The sequence below is a fragment of the Paenarthrobacter sp. PH39-S1 genome (assembly GCF_030063245.1).
In the GTDB taxonomy this organism is placed as follows: domain Bacteria; phylum Actinomycetota; class Actinomycetes; order Actinomycetales; family Micrococcaceae; genus Arthrobacter_M.
The window spans coordinates 1-1,655 of record NZ_JASISR010000097.1 but is presented as its reverse complement, the minus strand read 5'-3'; the positions used below and the strand labels follow the sequence as shown (position 1 = coordinate 1,655).

The 1,655-nt window shown below is 62.4% G+C and carries 2 protein-coding genes; both read left to right on the top strand.

Translation table 11 applies throughout. The annotated features are described in order from the left end of the window. Positions 1-907 (top strand): tyrosine-type recombinase/integrase (locus tag QMG52_RS21630; RefSeq protein WP_283562461.1); only part of this gene is annotated, 907 nt, incomplete at its 5' end. Beyond that, positions 886-1,655 (top strand): tyrosine-type recombinase/integrase (locus tag QMG52_RS21625; protein WP_283562460.1); only part of this gene is annotated, 770 nt, incomplete at its 3' end. The genes QMG52_RS21630 and QMG52_RS21625, both read left to right, overlap by 22 nt.

The following is a 1,655-nucleotide window of genomic DNA, read 5'->3' as shown; positions in this document are numbered from 1 at the left end:
CCCGTTGGCGACAGCACTTGGCGAGCTGATGGATGAATATCGTTCCTGGATGTTCCAGGAACGTGGACTCGCCCCGACAACGGTGCACCGATATGAGAACACGGCACGACGATTCCTCGAGGAACAGTGTCACAGTAGTGGTGTTTTCGTGCCGTCGGCCTTGACGGGGGCGGATGTCAATGCGTTCTTGCTGCGGGAGTGCAACAGGGTGTCGGCCGGCTCGGCGAAGGGCCGTGTGGCTGAACTACGGGCCGTTTTGCGTTTCCTGTATCTGCAAGGAATCACCGAGCTGCGGCTGGGATCGGCCGTGCCCCCGGTGGGTGGCTGGCGGTTGGCAACTCTGCCGCCACCGACAGTCTCGGCTACCGATGTGCAGTTGTTGCTTGACAGTTTTGACCGCAGCACGCAGCTGGGCGCCCGGGATTTCGCGATTGCGATGCTGGTGGCCCGTCTGGGGCTGCGATCAATCGAGGTCGCACGGCTGGAACTGTGTGACATGGATTGGCGTGCCGGTGAACTGGTGGTTCGTGGCAAGGCCCGCCGGCAGGACCGGATGCCGCTGCTCGCCGGAGTCGGTGAAGCCCTGGTGGCCTATTTGTCGTGTGGCCGGAACCCCGCCGATGCCGTTCATGTCTTCTTGACCTGCCGCGCTCCTCGGGGACCGATCCGTGCCGACTTGGTCGGAGACGTCATTGAACGCGCCTGCAAACGCGCGGGACTACCCAAGTTTGGCCCGCACCGGCTCAGGCATGCCTTGGCTGGTGAGATGCTCAAACAGGGCGCCGGCCTTACGGCGATCAGCCAGGTCCTGCGTCACCAGGATCTGGCCACGACGGCTCTTTATGCCAAGGCCGACTTTGACTCGCTGCGCCAGGTGGCCCAGCCATGGCCGGGGACGGCACGATGAGCGGGCTGGAGCAGGACCTGGCGAACTATCTGCAGCTGCGCCGTTCACTCGGGCACGAACTCGCTGAAAGCCACCGGCTGCTGCCAGGCTTTGTAGTGTTCCTTGATACCCGTGGATGCACGACGACAACCACGCAGGCGGCGTTGGAGTGGTCGCAGCAACCATCGACAACGGCACCTTCGAGCGTGGGCCCGAGGCGGATGACCGCGGCACGCGGATTCGCCCGCTATCTCTCCGGGATCTATCCCGGCACCGAAGTCCCGCCCTTAGGGCTGATGCCCCACCGCCAGCGATGGCGTCTGCCATTCATCTACTCCAGTACTGATATCGGAGCGTTGATGAGCCAGGCCCGCTGCTTCATTGACCAACCATTGCGGGCGGCTACCTATGAAACCTTGATCGGGTTGTTGGCGGCAACTGGGCTGCGCATTGGTGAGGCCATCAAACTTGACCGCGCGGACGTGGACTGGAGCGAGAGAGTGTTGTTGATCCGCGAGTCCAAGTTCGGCAAGTCCCGGCTCGTGCCAGTGCAGGAGAGCACCATCCAGGCGTTGAAGAGTCATGCAACCTTGCGCGATGAACTGCAGCCAACATCAATCGACGCCAGTTTCTTCGTGTCCCTGACCCGCAAGCGCCTCAGCTACCAGGTCGTGCAGCATACGTTCCGGTGCCTGGTGACTGCTGCCGGAATCGGGGCCGATTCGCCCTCCGCCCCCAGAATTCATGATCTAAGACATTCCTTTGCCAT